Origin of the sequence: Massilia oculi, assembly GCF_017582745.1 — a bacterium.
GTDB classification, from domain to species: domain Bacteria; phylum Pseudomonadota; class Gammaproteobacteria; order Burkholderiales; family Burkholderiaceae_D; genus Telluria; species Telluria oculi_A.
Genome location: NZ_JAFVIM010000001.1, coordinates 393,179 through 408,890 on the forward strand (window position 1 = coordinate 393,179; position 15,712 = coordinate 408,890).

The 15,712-nt window shown below is 65.9% G+C and carries 12 protein-coding genes; 3 read left to right on the plus strand and 9 right to left on the minus strand.

All coding sequences use genetic code 11. The features are described 5' to 3' along the window. Positions 1 to 5 precede the first annotated feature (5 nt). The gene (gene fmt, locus J3U95_RS01870; RefSeq protein WP_208277004.1) at positions 6 to 953 is read left to right on the plus strand and encodes a methionyl-tRNA formyltransferase; all 948 of its coding nucleotides are present in this window, start codon (positions 6 to 8) and stop codon (positions 951 to 953) included. Between the two features lie 128 nt (positions 954 to 1,081). On the opposite strand, the gene J3U95_RS01875 is transcribed toward fmt, so the two are convergent. Continuing rightward, positions 1,082 to 1,312, minus strand: coding sequence for a BrnA antitoxin family protein (locus J3U95_RS01875; RefSeq protein WP_229415017.1), 231 nt, complete (start codon positions 1,310 to 1,312; stop codon positions 1,082 to 1,084). Between the two features lie 239 nt (positions 1,313 to 1,551). On the opposite strand from J3U95_RS01875, the gene metH reads away from it, so the two are divergent. After that, positions 1,552 to 5,319, plus strand: coding sequence for a methionine synthase (metH, locus tag J3U95_RS01880; RefSeq protein ID WP_208277005.1), 3,768 nt, complete (start codon positions 1,552 to 1,554; stop codon positions 5,317 to 5,319). Between the two features lie 53 nt (positions 5,320 to 5,372). Here the strand turns inward: metH and J3U95_RS01885 are convergent, their stop codons facing one another. The 8 genes from J3U95_RS01885 to rsmB form a co-directional block, all read right to left on the minus strand. Then, complete coding sequence (locus tag J3U95_RS01885) at positions 5,373 to 6,650, minus strand: EAL and HDOD domain-containing protein (RefSeq protein WP_208277006.1); 1,278 nt, start codon at positions 6,648 to 6,650, stop codon at positions 5,373 to 5,375. Positions 6,651 to 6,775: 125 nt separating this feature from the next. Further along, entirely contained in the window at positions 6,776 to 7,540 is a 765-nt protein-coding gene (locus J3U95_RS01890; RefSeq protein ID WP_208277007.1) for a class II glutamine amidotransferase, read from the minus strand. Between the two features lie 107 nt (positions 7,541 to 7,647). After that, on the minus strand, positions 7,648 to 7,905 hold the full coding sequence (locus J3U95_RS01895; RefSeq protein WP_005667861.1) for a BTH_I0359 family protein: 258 nt from the start codon (positions 7,903 to 7,905) through the stop codon (positions 7,648 to 7,650). A gap of 117 nt (positions 7,906 to 8,022) precedes the next feature. After that, a complete protein-coding gene (locus J3U95_RS01900; protein WP_208277008.1) occupies positions 8,023 to 8,439 on the minus strand; it encodes a P-loop NTPase family protein in 417 nt (138 codons plus the stop codon). Beyond that, the gene (locus tag J3U95_RS01905; RefSeq protein ID WP_208277009.1) at positions 8,436 to 9,191 is read right to left on the minus strand and encodes a response regulator; all 756 of its coding nucleotides are present in this window, start codon (positions 9,189 to 9,191) and stop codon (positions 8,436 to 8,438) included. The genes J3U95_RS01900 and J3U95_RS01905 overlap by 4 nt, the downstream gene beginning before the upstream one ends. Positions 9,192 to 9,251: 60 nt before the next feature. Further along, a complete protein-coding gene (locus J3U95_RS01910) occupies positions 9,252 to 11,561 on the minus strand; it encodes a sensor histidine kinase (protein WP_208277010.1) in 2,310 nt (769 codons plus the stop codon). Then, on the minus strand, positions 11,551 to 12,126 hold the full coding sequence (locus J3U95_RS01915; RefSeq protein WP_208277011.1) for a DUF4390 domain-containing protein: 576 nt from the start codon (positions 12,124 to 12,126) through the stop codon (positions 11,551 to 11,553). The genes J3U95_RS01910 and J3U95_RS01915 overlap by 11 nt, the downstream gene beginning before the upstream one ends. 43 nt (positions 12,127 to 12,169) lie before the next feature. Beyond that, a complete protein-coding gene (gene rsmB / locus J3U95_RS01920) occupies positions 12,170 to 13,801 on the minus strand; it encodes a 16S rRNA (cytosine(967)-C(5))-methyltransferase RsmB (protein ID WP_229519574.1) in 1,632 nt (543 codons plus the stop codon). 195 nt (positions 13,802 to 13,996) lie between these two features. Here rsmB and argS point away from each other — a divergent pair, with 195 nt between their 5' ends. After that, complete coding sequence (gene argS, locus J3U95_RS01925) at positions 13,997 to 15,709, plus strand: arginine--tRNA ligase (RefSeq protein ID WP_208277012.1); 1,713 nt, start codon at positions 13,997 to 13,999, stop codon at positions 15,707 to 15,709. Positions 15,710 to 15,712: the final 3 nt, after the last annotated feature.

The following is a 15,712-nucleotide window of genomic DNA, read 5'->3' on the forward strand; positions in this document are numbered from 1 at the left end:
TCGCGATGAAGGTCGTCTTCGCCGGTACTCCCGAGTTCGCCGCCGTCGCCCTGCGTGCCCTGCACGAGGCCGGCTTCGAGATCCCGCTGGTCCTGACCCAGCCCGACCGCCCCGCCGGCCGCGGCATGCAGCTGCAAGCCTCCGCGGTCAAGCAGTACGCGCTGGCGCACGGCATGCCGGTGGCGCAGCCGCTGTCGCTGCGCATGGATGCCAAGGACCCGGAGCGCGCCGCCCAGGCAGTCGCCGCGCACGAACGATTGCAGTCGATCGACTACGACGTGATGGTGGTCGCGGCCTATGGCCTGATCCTGCCGCGCAGCACGCTCGACATCCGCCCCTGCATCAATATCCACGGTTCGCTGCTGCCGCGCTGGCGCGGCGCCGCGCCGATCCATCGCGCGATCGAATCGGGCGACCTGGAAACCGGCGTGACCATCATGGAGATGGAAGAAGGTCTCGATACCGGGCCGATGCTGACCATGGAGCGCTTGCCGATCGAGGCCTCCGACACAACCGGCAGCCTGCACGACAAGCTGGCCGCGCTGGGCGGACGCATGATCGTCGACGCGCTGCGCAAGATGCAGGCCGGCGAGTTGAGCGCCGTGCCGCAGCCGGACGAAGGCGTGACCTACGCGGCCAAGATCGGCAAGGAAGAAGCGAAGCTCGATTTCAGCCTGCCGGCCGAAGTATTGGCGCGCAAGGTGCGGGCCTTCAATCCCTTCCCCGGCGCGAATGGCGTGGTCGATGGCGTGGCGGTGAAGTTCTGGTCTGCCGAAGCGGTTGACGGTAGCGGCGCGCCGGGCGCGGTCTTGCAGGCCGACGCCGGCGGCATCGTGGTCGCCTGCGGCAAAGGCGCGCTGCGCCTGAACGAATTGCAGAAGCCTGGCGGCAAGCGCCTGAAGGCGGCGGAATTCCTGAAAGGGTTTTCGCTGGCGGGGTTGACGTTCAACTGAAGCGCCCGCAGCGCTCCTGAAGTCGATTTCATAAAGCGTCGTCCCTTGCCAAGGCGCCCGGCGAGGGCGGGGACGACTTCGATACTCTGACGAAAAAATGGCGTCACGAGGACGCCATTCCATCAAACTTACTCGGCCTGCGACGTACGCTGGGCGTCCATGTGCTCACGCAGCACCTGGTTGATGCGGGTCTGGTAGCCGGGACCTGCGCCCTTGAACCATTCAAGCATATCCACATCCAGGCGGATCGTGACGATCTGTTTCACACCGTTGCTGGCGACTTGTGGCTTCGACGACATTGCTGGCTCCGGGTTGCGGTCCATAGCTTGATCCCAATCCGGTTGGTATTCTTTGTTCATGCGGTTATCCCATCTATACGTGCGCCACTCGTGGAGGCGGACCTTGATTGTCGTCTCGCCATGTATCGTAAAGATTGCAGCCACCCCAACAAATGTAACGCCATGTAACGCATGACGGTTTGAATACATAACGATACATACACGCCCCTGCCGCCGGGCCAAACAGGCCGCATGACGTATAATCGTTGACCGCCCAATGTCAATCGGCCTGTCAAGCCGCATCCTGGAAAACCACCATCATGAACGCCGTTACGCCCGCCATCTCCCCGATCGAAACCCAGCTGCGCGAGATCCTCGCGCGCCGCATCATGATCCTGGATGGCGCGATGGGCACCATCATCCAGCAGTACAAGCTCGATGAAGCGGCCTATCGCGGCGAGCGTTTCGCGACCTTCGCGGCGCCCGAGGGCAGCGGCCAGCGCGAGCTGTTCGTGAAAGGGAATAACGAGCTGCTCACGCTCACCCAGCCGCAGGTGATCCAGGAGATCCACGAACGCTATCTCGCCGCCGGCGCCGACCTGCTCGAGACCAATACCTTCGGCGCCACCGGCGTGGCGCAGGAGGATTACCACATGGCGCACCTGGCCTACGAGATGAACGTCGAAGCGGCGAAGCTCGCGCGCGCCGCCTGCGACAAATACTCCACGCCGGACAAGCCGCGCTTCGTCGCCGGCGCCCTGGGACCGACCCCGAAGACCGCCTCGATCTCGCCCGACGTCAACGACCCGGCGGCGCGCAACATCACCTTCGACCAGCTGGTCGCGTCCTACCACGAGCAGGTGCGCGGCCTGGTCGACGGCGGCGCCGATTTGCTGCTGGTCGAGACCATCTTCGACACCCTGAACTGCAAGGCGGCGCTGTTCGCGATCGACCAGTATTTCGACGAGCACCCCGAAACGCCGCGCCTGCCCCTGATGATCTCGGGCACCGTCACCGACGCCTCGGGCCGCATCCTGTCGGGCCAGACCGTGCCCGCCTTCTGGAATTCGGTGCGGCATGCCAAGCCGCTGACGATCGGCCTCAATTGCGCGCTCGGCGCGGCGCTGATGCGCCCCTATGCGCAAGAACTGTCGCAGATCGCCGATACCTTCGTCTGCATCTATCCGAACGCCGGCCTGCCCAACCCGATGAGCGATACCGGCTTCGACGAGCTGCCGGCCGATACGTCGGCCCTGCTGCGCGAATTCGCCGACGCCGGCTTCATCAACGTCGCCGGCGGCTGCTGCGGCACCACGCCCGAGCACATCGCGGCGATCGCGAAGATCCTGGAAACCCAGGCTCCGCGCCAGGTGCCCGACGTGCCGGTCGCGATGCGCCTGTCGGGCCTCGAGCCCTTTACCATCGACGAATCGTCGCTGTTCGTGAACGTCGGAGAGCGCACCAATGTCACCGGGTCGAAGGCGTTTGCACGCATGATCCTGAACGAGCAGTTCGACGAGGCGCTGTCGGTGGCGCGCCAGCAGGTCGAGAACGGCGCCCAGGTCATCGACATCAATATGGACGAGGCGATGCTCGATTCGCAGGCGGCCATGACGCGCTTCCTGAACCTGATCGCGTCGGAACCCGACATCTCGCGCGTGCCGGTGATGATCGACTCTTCCAAGTGGTCGGTGATCGAGGCGGGCCTGAAATGCGTTCAGGGCAAGGCCATCGTCAACTCGATCTCGATGAAGGAAGGCCTGGAGGAATTCATCCGCCAGGCGCGCCTGTGCCGCCGCTATGGCGCCGCCGTGATCGTGATGGCCTTCGACGAGCAGGGCCAGGCCGACACCTTCGCGCGCAAGATCGAGATCTGCGAGCGCGCCTACAAGGTGCTGACCGAACAGGTGGGATTCCCGCCCGAAGACATCATCTTCGACCCGAACATCTTCGCCATCGCCACCGGCATCGAAGAGCACGACAACTACGCCAACGACTTCATCGAAGCCTGCGCCTGGATCCGCGACAACCTGCCGCACGCGAAGATCTCGGGCGGCGTGTCGAACGTCTCGTTCAGCTTCCGCGGCAACGACCCGGCGCGCGAAGCGATCCACACCGTGTTCCTGTACCACGCGATCAAGGCCGGCCTGACCATGGGCATCGTCAACGCCGGCATGGTCGGCGTCTACGACGACCTCGATCCCGAGCTGCGCGAGCGGGTCGAAGACGTGGTGCTCAACCGCCGCAAGGACGCGACCGAACGCATGATCGAATTCGCCGGCACGCTGAAGGCCGGCGGCGCCAAACAGGAACAGAACCTCGAATGGCGTAACGCGCCGGTCGAGAAGCGCCTGGCGCACGCGCTGGTGCACGGCATCACGCAGTGGATCGTCGAGGACACCGAAGAGATGCGCCAGCAGGTGGCGGCGGCCAACGGCCGCCCGATCCACGTGATCGAAGGTCCGCTGATGGACGGCATGAACATCGTCGGCGACCTGTTCGGCCAGGGCAAGATGTTCCTGCCGCAGGTGGTCAAGTCGGCGCGCGTGATGAAGCAGGCCGTCGCGCACCTGGTGCCGTTCATCGAAGAAGAAAAAGCGGCGGAAGAAGCGCGTACCGGCATCGTCGCCAAGCCGAAGGGCAAGATGGTGATCGCCACCGTCAAGGGCGACGTCCACGACATCGGCAAGAATATCGTCTCGGTGGTCCTGCAGTGCAATAACTTCGAGATCGTGAACATGGGCGTGATGGTTCCCTGCGCCGACATCCTGGCGAAGGCCAAGGAAGAAAACGCCGACATGGTCGGCCTGTCGGGCCTGATCACGCCGTCGCTCGAAGAGATGGCCCACGTCGCGCGCGAGATGCAGCGCGACCCGTGGTTCCGCGAGCGCCAGGTGCCGCTGCTGATCGGCGGCGCCACCACCAGCCGCGCCCACACCGCGGTCAAGATCGCGCCGCACTACGACGGTCCGGTGGTCTACGTACCGGACGCGTCGCGCTCGGTCTCGGTCGGCCAGGCGCTCGTCACCGACGACACCCGCGACGCCTACATCATCGAACTGGCCCAGGACTACGAACGCATCCGCATCCAGCACGCCGGCAAGAAGGCGCTGCCGATGGTGACGCTCGAGCAGGCGCGCGCCAACAAGGCGCAGCTGGCATTCGACCCGGTCAAGCCGAAGTTCATCGGGCGCCGCGTCTTCAAGAATGTCGACCTGGGCCTGATCGCGCGCTACATCGACTGGGGCCCGTTCTTCCAGACCTGGGACCTGGCCGGCCCCTTCCCCGCCATCCTCGACGACGAAGTGGTGGGCGAGGCCGCCACCAAGGTGTACGCCGAAGGCCAGGCCATGCTCAAGAAGATCATCGAAGGCCGCTGGCTCACCGCCAACGGCGCGATCGCCCTGCTGCCGGCCAACACGGTCAACGACGACGATATCGAGGTGTACACCGACGAATCGCGCGAGCAGGTGGCCTTCACTTATTATGGCCTGCGCCAGCAGGGCGTCCGGCCGGTCGTCGACGGCGTGCAGCGCCCCAACCAGTGCCTGGCCGACTTCATCGCGCCGAAGGACAGCGGCATCCCGGACTATATCGGCATGTTCGCCGTGACCGCGGGCCTCGGCATCGAGAAGCACGAGCAGCGCTTCGAGGCGGCGCATGACGACTACTCGTCGATCATGCTCAAGTCGCTGGCCGACCGCCTGGCCGAAGCCTTCGCCGAGTACATGCACGAGCGCGTGCGCACCGACCTGTGGGGCTACGTGGCGAACGAAGACCTGTCGAACGAGGCGCTGATCGCCGAGGAGTACCAGGGCATCCGCCCGGCGCCGGGCTATCCGGCCTGTCCCGAGCACACGGTCAAGGCCGATATGTTCCGCACGCTGCAGGCCGAGGAGATCGGCATGGAGCTGACCGAATCGTTCGCGATGTATCCGGGCGCGGCGGTGTCGGGCTTCTACTTCGCGCACCCGGCATCGAAGTATTTCGTGGTCGGGAAGATCGGCAACGACCAGGTCGAGGACATGGCGCAGCGGCGCGGGATGGACAAGGCCGAGGTGGAGCGTCACCTGGCGCCGAACCTGTAAAACAAAACGCCGCGAGATTCGCGGCGTTTTTTATATTCGCTGCAACGCGGCGTTCAGATCGCGTAACGCACCACCTTGTCGCTCCACTCGAACGCCGACACCTCGAGCTCCGCCAGGTCGTCGCCATCCATCGACAGGCTCTTGAGCCCTGCCAGCATATCGTCACCCTCGTCGTCCATGCGCTCGATCGATTCGGCCAGTTTCAGCAGCTCGCCGAAGAAGCCGCTGCGCTGCAACAGCGCGGCGCGCACTTCGTCGATCACGGGGATCTGCTCCACGATGTCCATCATCGGGATGCAGAACAGCGTGTCCATCAGCGACATCATGCCGACCGTGAAGGCGACGTCGGCGACGTTCTTCTGGCCGGGACGCAGGCGCTGGGCCAGCAGCTCCATCAGGCGCGCGCGCGTGGTGGCCAGTTGCAGGAGCGGGCTCTGGCTGTGGCCGCGCACGTCCGGCTCGGCGTACAGCAGGATCTGCAGCCAGCGCTGCAGCTGGCGCCGGCCCAGCAGGGTCAGGGCCTGGCTGATCGATTCGATGCGCCGGCCCGCCCCCACCGCCGGCGTGTTCACCAGGCGCAGCAGGTTCAGGCCGATCGTCACCTCGCGCTTGACCACGCCTTCGATCTCGGCATTGTCGGCATCGGACGCCACCAGGTTCACCAGGTCGAGCACCGTCGTCTGCGACGGCGACAGCTTGCGGCTGGAAAGCACCGACGGCTTGGCGAAATAATATCCCTGGAAGTAATCGAAGCCGATGTCCAGGCAGGTGCGGTATTCGCCGTGGTTCTCGACTTTTTCGGCCACCAGGCGCTTGCCCGTGGTGCGCAGGCGCGGCGCCAGCGACAGCAGGGTCACGGCCGGCAGCGCGCGCAAGTCCATCTTGACGAAGTCGATCACCGGCAGCAGGCGCGACAGCGCCGGGCCGTGGGCCGCCGCCTCGGCCGCGAAGCGGAAGCCATGCTTGCCCAGAACCCGCATGCGCTCGATGACGGCGTCGTCCGGCTCGACCGAAGCGACGATCTCGAGCACCGTGCGCTCGCGCGGCAGGAGGGCGAACATATCGCTCATCAGGACGTCCTTGTCGACGTTGATGAAGGCGTTGGCGTCGCCGATCGCGCGCGGCAGGCCGAGCTGGGATGCATGGTGGATGACGCTGGCGCTGGCCGACAGGCCCGAATCGAAATGGGCAGGGCCCTGGGCGCTGCCGCGGAACAGCAGTTCATAGCCGAACAGCGCCTGGTTGCGGTCCAGCACCGGCTGGCGCGCGAGGTAGAAATGGCGCATGCGTAGCGGCTGGGAGGCCTCGTCGAGGCTGGCGGTATCGGTCATCTCGTTCTCGTTCTCGCGTCAATCGGACTACTTTACCGCATCCATCCCGGCGTGTGTCTTCTTGGCACTAATTTATTAAGAGAACGTTAATCGAGAACATTGGAGTTGTCACCACATAAATGCATTTACTGCGGCAGTCCGTCCACGAACACTTTCAGCTCACCCGGCGCGAAATGGGTCCATTCCTCGTTCGTGGTCAGCGGTTCGGTGACGATGATCGCGACCCGGTCGTCGGGCGTGGTCACCTGCGAAAAATCGACCGACAGGTCTTCGTCGGACAGGCAGGCCGTCACGAACGGATACTTGCGCACCACGTAGCACAGCTTGGTCGAGCAATGGGTGAACAGCGCGGTGCCGTCGGACAGCATCATATTGAAAGTGCCGTGCGCGGCGATGCCGGGAATGATGCGTTCGAGCAGGCCGCGCAAGGCCTCACGGCTCGGCGCGGTGTCGCCGAATTCGCGGCGCATGCTTTGCAGCAGATAGCAGAAGGCCAGCTCGCTGTCGGTGGTGCCGACCGGGCGATAGGGCCCGTCGAGCGCGGGCGCGAAATCCTTGAGGTCGCCGTTATGGGCGAACACCCAGTAGCGGCCCCACAGCTCGCGCACGAAGGGATGGCAGTTTTCCAGCGCCACGTGGCCGACGGTGGCCTTGCGGATGTGGGCGATGACGTTGGTCGACTTGATCGGATAACGCTTGATCAGTTCGGCGATCGGCGAGGCGATGGCGGCCTGGTGATCGACGAAATGGCGTACGCCGCTGCCTTCGAAGAAGGCGATTCCCCAGCCGTCATGGTGGGTGTCGGTGCGGCCGCCGCGGTGGGCGAAGCCGGTAAAAGAGAAGACAATGTCGGTAGGGACATTGCAGTTCATTCCGAGAAGCTGGCACATGGGCGCAGCTTACCATGCCGGATAAAAGAAGCGCCATCGCCCGCTGGTGGCAATGGCGCTCGGGGACTTCAGCGCAGCAGACCGGAACGACGGTTCAATACAGGCGCTCAATGAAGAACGACTGGCTGGCTCATCAGGGTGTCATACGAGCCCAGGAAGTCGTCGATTTCTTCCATGGTGGGTTCGCTGGCAATCAGGTTGTTGACGTCGCGCCGGAACGATTGCGCGAGGCGGCCGCCGATGAAGGCCTCGCGACGGCCGGCCTTGTCGACGATCTCGAAGCCGCCAAATCGCAGCGCTTCGAGTTCACGGTCGACGCCGAACTCGACGACGCTGTACTGTTCGCTGTTATAGATCATGTTCATGATGACTCCTTCGATCAGAAATTAGTGCAACCCTGCCGCATGGCGGCGTACGGCAGGCTGTTCACTTCGCTTCAGAGGTGGGGCTGTCTGAACCGATTTCAAGACCGTCAAGTGCCTTCAGGCGTGGACGGTGGGGTTCAGTGCCAACAGCTGATCGTATGGCGGCGCTGCAAGCCACGATCGCAACTGATCAAGGTGTTCGCTGCTCGCCAGGCCGAGGAACAGGCGTCCCGGGCGTTGGCGCAGCAGTCGATTCAATGTTACACGCAAAACGAGATTGCCGTCGCAGCACAAGCAACCAGGGGCGATGCGCACCACCTGCAGGCCGGGCCCTGTTTCCAGCGGCGTGGCGGCCACGCCCAGGCCTTCGAGGATGACGGCGCTGAACTCTGGAGACGTGGCTGCGCCGGCGCCGGGAGCGACAGCGGGAGCGGAAACGACAGCGGAAGGATTAGCCAGCAGCGCCGCGATCGCCTGTTCGCGTGCGGCGGCGCTGGCCCCAACGACGAGGAAGGTGGCCGCGAGGGCCATCATCCCCCTTTCTTGGCGAGCTTGCCCGGTTCGACGCCCAGCTGCTTGAGCTTGCGGTACAGGTGGGTGCGCTCGAGGCCGGTCTTCTCGGCCACGCGCGTCATGCTGCCGCCTTCGCGGCCCAGGTGGTGCTCGAAGTACATGCGCTCGAAGGCGTCGCGCGCCTCGCGCAGCGGCAGGTCGAACGACAGCGTATAGCCGGTGCCCTCGCCCTGCGACACCGCATGCACCATGCGTGAGCCGTTGCTCATGCCGACGCCCGGGCCGGGCTGCACGCCCGGCGGCGCGAACATCGGCGCGCTGGGGGCGGCGATGGCGGCGTCGCTCGCCACCGGCGGCGCGCTCGGCGCGATCGGACGCGGTGGCGCCATCGGTGCGCGCGCCACCTCTTGCGCGCGCGTCAGGCCTTGCTGGACCGCCTTGAGCAGCTTTTGCAGGGCAATCGGCTTTTCGAGGAAATTCAGTGCGCCGATGCGGGTCGCCTCGACCGCCGTGTCGATGGTCGCATGGCCCGACATCATGATGACCGGCATCGTGAGCAGGCCATCGCGCTGCCATTCCTTGAGCAGGGTCACGCCGTCGGTATCCGGCATCCAGATGTCGAGCAACACCAGGTCTGGCGTCGCGGCCGCACGCGCCTCGCGCGCCTGCTGCGCGTTCTCGGCCAGGGTGATGGCATGGCCTTCGTCACCGAGAATCTCCGACAGGAGTTCCCGTATGCCCATTTCATCGTCAACTACGAGTATGTTCGCCATCGTTTCTACCTTCCTGATCTTCTACCCGTCACGTGTGCAATTTTATAAGTTTTTTTGCACTTAAGCCAAGTTTGCTGATGGGGCCGAGTCTTGGGATAACTTTAACAGCAAAATCGAGACCGCTGCGCCAGCTCCATCTGTACGGTTACCGACATCGATCCGGCCTCCGTGCTCGTCCACGATTTTCTTGACCATGGGCAGGCCGAGGCCGGTGCCGCGGGCCTTGGTGGTGACATACGGTTCGAAGGCGCGCGCCAGGATGCGCGGCGCGAAACCGGGGCCGTTGTCGACGATCGCCAGGCGCACCGCGGTGCCCGCGAGTCCGTCGGCGCCGGTGTAGTGAATCGCCTCGGTGCTCACGTCCACGCGCGGCGGCGGCGCGTCAGGGCCGCGGTCGACCAGCGCATCCTGGGCGTTCTGCACCAGGTTGTGGATCACCTGGCGCAGCTGGGTGGCGTCGCCCATCACGCGCGGCAGGTTCGGCGCCAGGCTGGCGTGGATGACGTCGTGGCCGTCCTCGGCCAGGTAGAGGTTCAGGATTTCCTCGATCAGGCCATTCAGGTCGAGCGGCTCGAGCATCGCCGGCGGCGTGCGCGCGTAGTCGCGGAAGTCGTCGACCATGCGCTTCATGGCGTCGACCTGGTTGACGATGGTGGTGGTGCCGCGCTTGAGCAGCTCGGCCTCTTTCGGCGGCAGGCTGTCCTCGAGCTTCATCTGCATGCGCTCGGCCGCCAGCTGGATCGGCGTGAGCGGGTTCTTGATCTCGTGCGCCAGGCGCCGCGCTACCTCGCCCCAGGCCACCGAGCGCTGGGCCGTGATCACGTCCGAGATATCGTCGAACACGACGATGAAACCGCTGTCGGCGCCGACCGGCAGGCGCGAGCCGCGCGCCAGCAGCACCAGGTCGTGGTCGTGTTCGTCGCCGCTGCCGCGGCGCGGGATCTCGATCTGCTGCTGCCAGTGGGCGCGCTTGCGCCGCTCGGCCGCCGAGTGCGCGCTCTGGGCCGAGAAGGCGCGCGTGATGCAGTTCGAGAAGTGTTCCAGGCCGGGGATCCGGGCCAGCGGCCCGGCCATCGCGCCGGGTTCCACCTGCAGGATGCGGTAGGCGGCGTCGTTCGAGTTCACCACCAGTCCCTCGGCGTCGAGCACGATCACGCCGGCCGACATATTCGCCAGCACCGACTCGAGGTGGGCCTTGGCGCTTTGCAGCGCGGCGCGGTTGCGTTCGACCGCGCTCCTGGCCTCGAACAGCTGGCCGGTCATGGCATTGAACGATTGCGTCAGCGTGCCCAGTTCGTCCTTCGTCTGGACGATCGGCCTGGGCGACAGGTCGCCCTCGGCCACCGCCTGCGTGCCCTCGGCCAGCACCAGGAGCGGCTGCGCCAGGTTGCCGGCGATGAGGAAGGCGCTGCCGACGGCGCCGAAGATCGCCAGCAGCAGGGTCAGGGACAGCATCCCGATATACATCTTGCGCAGGCCGGTGCGCGCCTCCAGGCGCAGGCGGTATTCGCTGTAGGCCGAACGCAGCACCTCGGCGTTCGAGGCCAGGTTGACCGGCACCGATTGCAGCAGCTGCAGGTAGCGCTGCGGCGCGCCGGGCGGCTCGGGCACGGCCAGCACCACGCGCAGGCGCAGGCCCGTGACGGCATCGAGCGCGCTCGAGACGCCGTCGAGTCCTTCTTCGCTCAGGTCGCGGTCGACGCCGCCTTCGGCCAGCGCATACCCACCCGGCATGGCGGCGCTCTTGAGCATGCGTTCATTCGGCACGTCGGCCGCGAGGTTGGCGCCGCGGTCCTCCAGCGCCGCGGCCAGCACCGCGCCCTTCTCGTCGACCAGCATCGCGCTTTGCAGGCCGCTGGTGTCGGCCAGCAGGCGCGCCAGCACCGGCTGCGCGCTCATGTCCCCCTGGCCCGCCAGGGTCGCGGCGGCGGTCTGCGCGGTCGCGCCCAGTTCGGCCAGCGATTCGTCGAGCGCGGCGCGGCCCAGGTTCAGGCCCGACTCGATCGCGGACTCGATCTTGACGTCGAACCAGGAATCGATCGAATGGGAGACAAAGTTCACCGACACCATGAAGATGACGACGCCGGGCAGGATGCCGATGCCGGCGAACAGCAGCACCAGTCTCGCCATCAGGCGCGAGCCGAACTTGCCGGCCTTGTAGCGCGAATACAGGCGGCCGAGGGCGACCGCGACGAAGATCAGCAGCAGGAAGGCCACCGTGCCGTTCAGGCCGATCAGCCAGGCGTAGTAGCGGCCGAGGAATTCGGAATTGGCCGAGGCCGAGGCGAGCAGGAACAGCAGGATGGACACCACGGCTGCGCCGACGACGAGGGCGTAGCGCAAGACCTGGTTGACCGGTCTACTCTGCACGATAGATGAAGGTCTTCCGGCTGGACGTCAGGCGCCAGTCGGAATCGTTGAAGGCATTGACCTGCAGGGGCTTCTGCAGGTATTCGCGGTCCATGTACATGCGCAGCGAGACTTCATACTCCTCGCCCGGCTTGAGCTTGCCCTTGGGCGCGATCAGCCAGCGGGTCGGCCGGCGCACCATGAACATCGCATCCTCGAAGGTCTGGAAGCGTTCCTGGAAGGAGCCGACCACCGTCACGTAATACTGGCGCGTCAGCACGTCATAGGAAATGCGGATGGTGCGCTTGGCGGACACCGCCCGCTCGTCGCGCCACCACCAGCGCGGCCGCACCAGCTCGATCTCGGTGGTGAAATGCAGCTGCACGCCGTGCTGGAGCGCATCCCGCAGGCCGCTATTGAGCTCGAAATCGTAGACCGTGTTGAGCCGGTAGCCGTCGTCGCTCGCTTCGATCGCGGCGCGGCTGATCTCGATCCCGTCGGCCGCCTGCGCCGGTACCCACGCACCAACGCACGCAAGCGCCAGCAGCAGCTGGCAGGCGAGGAGGCGTAAAAGTCGTAACGTCACGGGTGAGCCGGGGCCTTAAAAAATGCGCGTAGTGTAAAAGAACTTACGCCGCTTTCTTCTGGAACAGGGCGTAGAACAAACCGTCATGATCCTGTCCGGCGCCGCCGAGCGGCAGGAGTTGGCCCGGCGCATCGAGGCGGACTGCGTCGTGGCGAGCCGCGAAAGCGGCTGCCTGCGCCTCCGATTCCTGGGGCCAGAGCGAACATGTCACGAACAGCAATTTACCATCGGGCAGCAACATCTGCCAAAGATTGTCGAGTATTTTGGAAGAAAGTGTTGCAAGTTGGGATGTATCCGACTTGCGGCGCAGCCAGCGGATATCCGGGTGGCGGCGCACGATGCCCGAGGCGGTGCACGGCACGTCGGCCAGGATACGATCGTATTGACGGCCATCCCACCAATCGCGGCTGCCGGCGTCGGCCGCCAGCAGGGTCGCGTCCAGGCCCAGGCGGCCCAGGTTGTCGCCCACGCGCGCCAGGCGCGCCGGGTCGGTATCGACCGAGGTCAGCTGCACGGCGGCCGTCTCGAGGATGTGGCCGCTCTTGCCGCCGGGGGCGGCGCAGGCGTCCAGCACGCGCATGCCGTCCTTCAGGTCGAGCAGCGGCGCGGCCAACTGGGCGCCGGCGTCCTGCACCGACACCACGCCATCGGCGAAGCCCGGGATCTGGGCCACGTTGATGGCCTGGGCCAGGCGCACCGCGCTTGGTCCCACCTGCTCGGCCTGCAGGCCGGCGTCGTTCAGGGTGTCCAGATAGGCGGCGACATCTAGCTTGCGGCGATTAACGCGCAAGGTCAGCGGCGGATGGACATTGCCGGCCTCGAGCACGGCTTCCCAGTCGCGCGGATAGGCCGCGCGCATGGTGTCGATCCACCACTGCGGATAATTGAAGCGCGCCAGCGGCTCGCGCAGGGCCTCTCGGACCAGCGCTTCGCGCTCGCGCAGGAAGCGCCGCAGCACGGCATTGACCATGGCCTTGGCATGGGCGAAATCGGGATGGGCGGCGGCCGCGCTGACGGCCTGATCGACCACGGTGAAGGCTTCATAGGGGGCGGCCTGGCCCTCGGGCGGATCGAGCAGGGAGAGCGCCGCGCACAGCAGGCCGCCCAGCATCGGCGGCTCTGGCGCCTTGCTCGTCATCAGGCCCAGCAGGGTCTCGCTGCGCCCCAGCTGGCGCATGGTGCGGTAGGCGATGTCCTGGATCGCGCCGCGCGCCTGCGGCGTGGCGTCGTAGGCGGCGAAGACGGCGGCCAGGGCCTGCGGCAGCGCACTGCCGCCGCGCACGCGCGCCACGGCGCTGGCGGCGCCCAGCAGCGCCAGGGCCAGCGAGTCGGACTTGAGGTCGGGACGGTAGTCGCGCTGCGGCGCGACTTTCACTTCGTGGCTCTGGCGCAGGCGCGGGACCGCATCGTCACGCCCCGCACGCTGCGCACGCGGCTGCTGGCCGGGCAAGTCGCCGCCCTGGACCCGCGGCGGCTTGCCGACCGGGCGGCGGTCGGGATCGGCCGGCCGGGGCTGGCCGGATGCGCTCGGCCCGGGCTTGCCATGACCGCCCTGCCCCCGTGCCGGGCCAGCGCCGGCTTGGCCCGGATTGCGGCCAACCGCAGCAGTGCCGCGCCGGTCGGCGGCGGGCCTGGCCTTGGGTTTCAGGGTGAGCGTTGGACGCTTGTCAGTCATGGCGAATAAAATGTTGCGAAAATGGGCTCCCATTGTAACGGTTATGCCTTTGGCGACGCTTAATATGGTTGTTGAACCGCCAATCGCGAACGCCGTGGCCAGCCAAAGCGTGGCATCAAACTAGTATAATGTTCACTGTTTGCCTGCTTTTCAGGCGCCGTCCCTATTAGTAGCACCTTATTTTCGACCATTCCCATGCTCGCCCAACAAAAACAACAAATCGTTGCCCTGTTCCAGGCAGCCCTCGCCCCGATCGTCGCCGGCACCGACCTGGCCCCCAATGTGGTGCTGGAGCGTCCGCGCGATCCCTCGCACGGCGACATCGCCTGCAATATCGCCATGCAGCTGGCCAAACAGCTCAAGACCAATCCGCGCGAACTGGCCACCCGCCTGGTCGCCGCGCTGCAGGCCGAGCCGGGCGCGCAGGGCCTGATCGAATCGCTCGATATCGCCGGCCCCGGCTTCATCAACCTGCGCGTGGCCGCCGCCGCCAAGCAGGCGGTGGTGCGCAATGTGCTCGAGCAGGGTGAAGCCTTCGGCCGCGCCAGCGAAGCCAGCGGCCACCATGCGATCATCGAATTCGTCTCGGCCAACCCGACCGGTCCGCTGCACGTCGGCCACGGCCGCCAGGCCGCGCTGGGCGATGCGCTGTCGTCGCTGTTCGAATCGCAGGGTATCGAAGTGACCCGCGAGTTCTACTACAACGACGCCGGCGTCCAGATCGCCACCCTGGCCACCTCGGTGCAGGCGCGCGCACGCGGCTTCAAGCCGGGCGACGCCGAATGGCCGGAATCGGCCTATAACGGCGATTACATCGCCGACATCGCGGCCGACTTCCTGGCGCAAAAGACCGTGTCGGCCAGCGACGGCGCACCGGCCACCGCCAGCGGCGACGTGAACGACATCGAATCGATCCGCCGCTTCGCGGTCACCTACCTGCGCAACGAGCAGGATCAGGATCTTCAAGCGTTTGGCGTCAAGTTCGACAATTATTATCTCGAATCGTCGCTGTACGCCGACGGCAAGGTCGAGACGGCGGTGCAGGCCCTGGTCGATGCCGGCAAGACCTATGAAGACGGCGGCGCCCTGTGGCTCAAGACCACCGACTACGGCGACGACAAGGACCGCGTGATGCGCAAGTCCGACGGCACCTATACCTATTTCGTGCCCGATGTCGCCTATCACATCCAGAAATTCCGCCGCGGCTTCGACCAGGCGATCAATATCCAGGGCAGCGACCACCACGGCACCATCGCGCGCGTGCGCGCCGGCCTGCAGGCGGTGAACATCGGCATCCCGCAGGGCTATCCCGACTATGTGCTGCACAAGATGGTCACCGTGATGAAGAACGGCGAAGAGGTCAAGATCTCCAAGCGCGCCGGCTCCTACGTCACCGTGCGCGACCTGATCGAATGGTCGGGCAATGGCGACGTCACGCGCGGCCGCGACGCGGTGCGTTTCTTCCTGATTTCGCGCAAGGCCGACACCGAGTTCGTGTTCGACGTTGACGTCGCCCTCGCGACCAACGACGAGAATCCGGTCTACTACGTGCAGTACGCCCACGCGCGCATCTGCTCGGCGCTGGCCAACTGGGGCGGCGACGTCGCCAGCCTGGCCAAGGCCGACCTGTCGCCGCTGACCGAATCGCACGAGTCGCAGCTGCTGGCCAAGCTGGCGGCCTACCCCGAGATGCTGCAGCGCGCCCAGGCAGAACTCGGCCCGCACCAGGTCGCGTTCTACCTGCGCGAACTGGCCGGCGAGCTGCACAGCTACTACTTCGCGCACAAGTGGCTGCTCGACGACGACGAGTCGCTCAAGCTGGCCCGCCTGGCGCTGGCCGCCGCCACCCGCCAGGTGCTGCGCAACGGCCTGGCCCTGATCGGCGTCTCGGCGCCGGACAAGATGTAAGGC

Bases quoted from the DNA above. Each gene is read 5' to 3' on its own strand.
- fmt (WP_208277004.1), top strand. From the start codon at position 6: ATGAAGGTCGTCTTCGCCGGTACTCCCGAGTTCGCCGCCGTCGCCCTG.
- J3U95_RS01875 (WP_229415017.1), bottom strand. From the start codon at position 1,312: ATGAACAAAGAATACCAACCGGATTGGGATCAAGCTATGGACCGCAAC.
- metH (WP_208277005.1), top strand. From the start codon at position 1,552: ATGAACGCCGTTACGCCCGCCATCTCCCCGATCGAAACCCAGCTGCGC.
- J3U95_RS01885 (WP_208277006.1), bottom strand. From the start codon at position 6,650: ATGACCGATACCGCCAGCCTCGACGAGGCCTCCCAGCCGCTACGCATG.
- J3U95_RS01890 (WP_208277007.1), bottom strand. From the start codon at position 7,540: ATGTGCCAGCTTCTCGGAATGAACTGCAATGTCCCTACCGACATTGTC.
- J3U95_RS01895 (WP_005667861.1), bottom strand. From the start codon at position 7,905: ATGAACATGATCTATAACAGCGAACAGTACAGCGTCGTCGAGTTCGGC.
- J3U95_RS01900 (WP_208277008.1), bottom strand. From the start codon at position 8,439: ATGATGGCCCTCGCGGCCACCTTCCTCGTCGTTGGGGCCAGCGCCGCC.
- J3U95_RS01905 (WP_208277009.1), bottom strand. From the start codon at position 9,191: ATGGCGAACATACTCGTAGTTGACGATGAAATGGGCATACGGGAACTC.
- rsmB (WP_229519574.1), bottom strand. From the start codon at position 13,801: ATGACTGACAAGCGTCCAACGCTCACCCTGAAACCCAAGGCCAGGCCC.
- argS (WP_208277012.1), top strand. From the start codon at position 13,997: ATGCTCGCCCAACAAAAACAACAAATCGTTGCCCTGTTCCAGGCAGCC.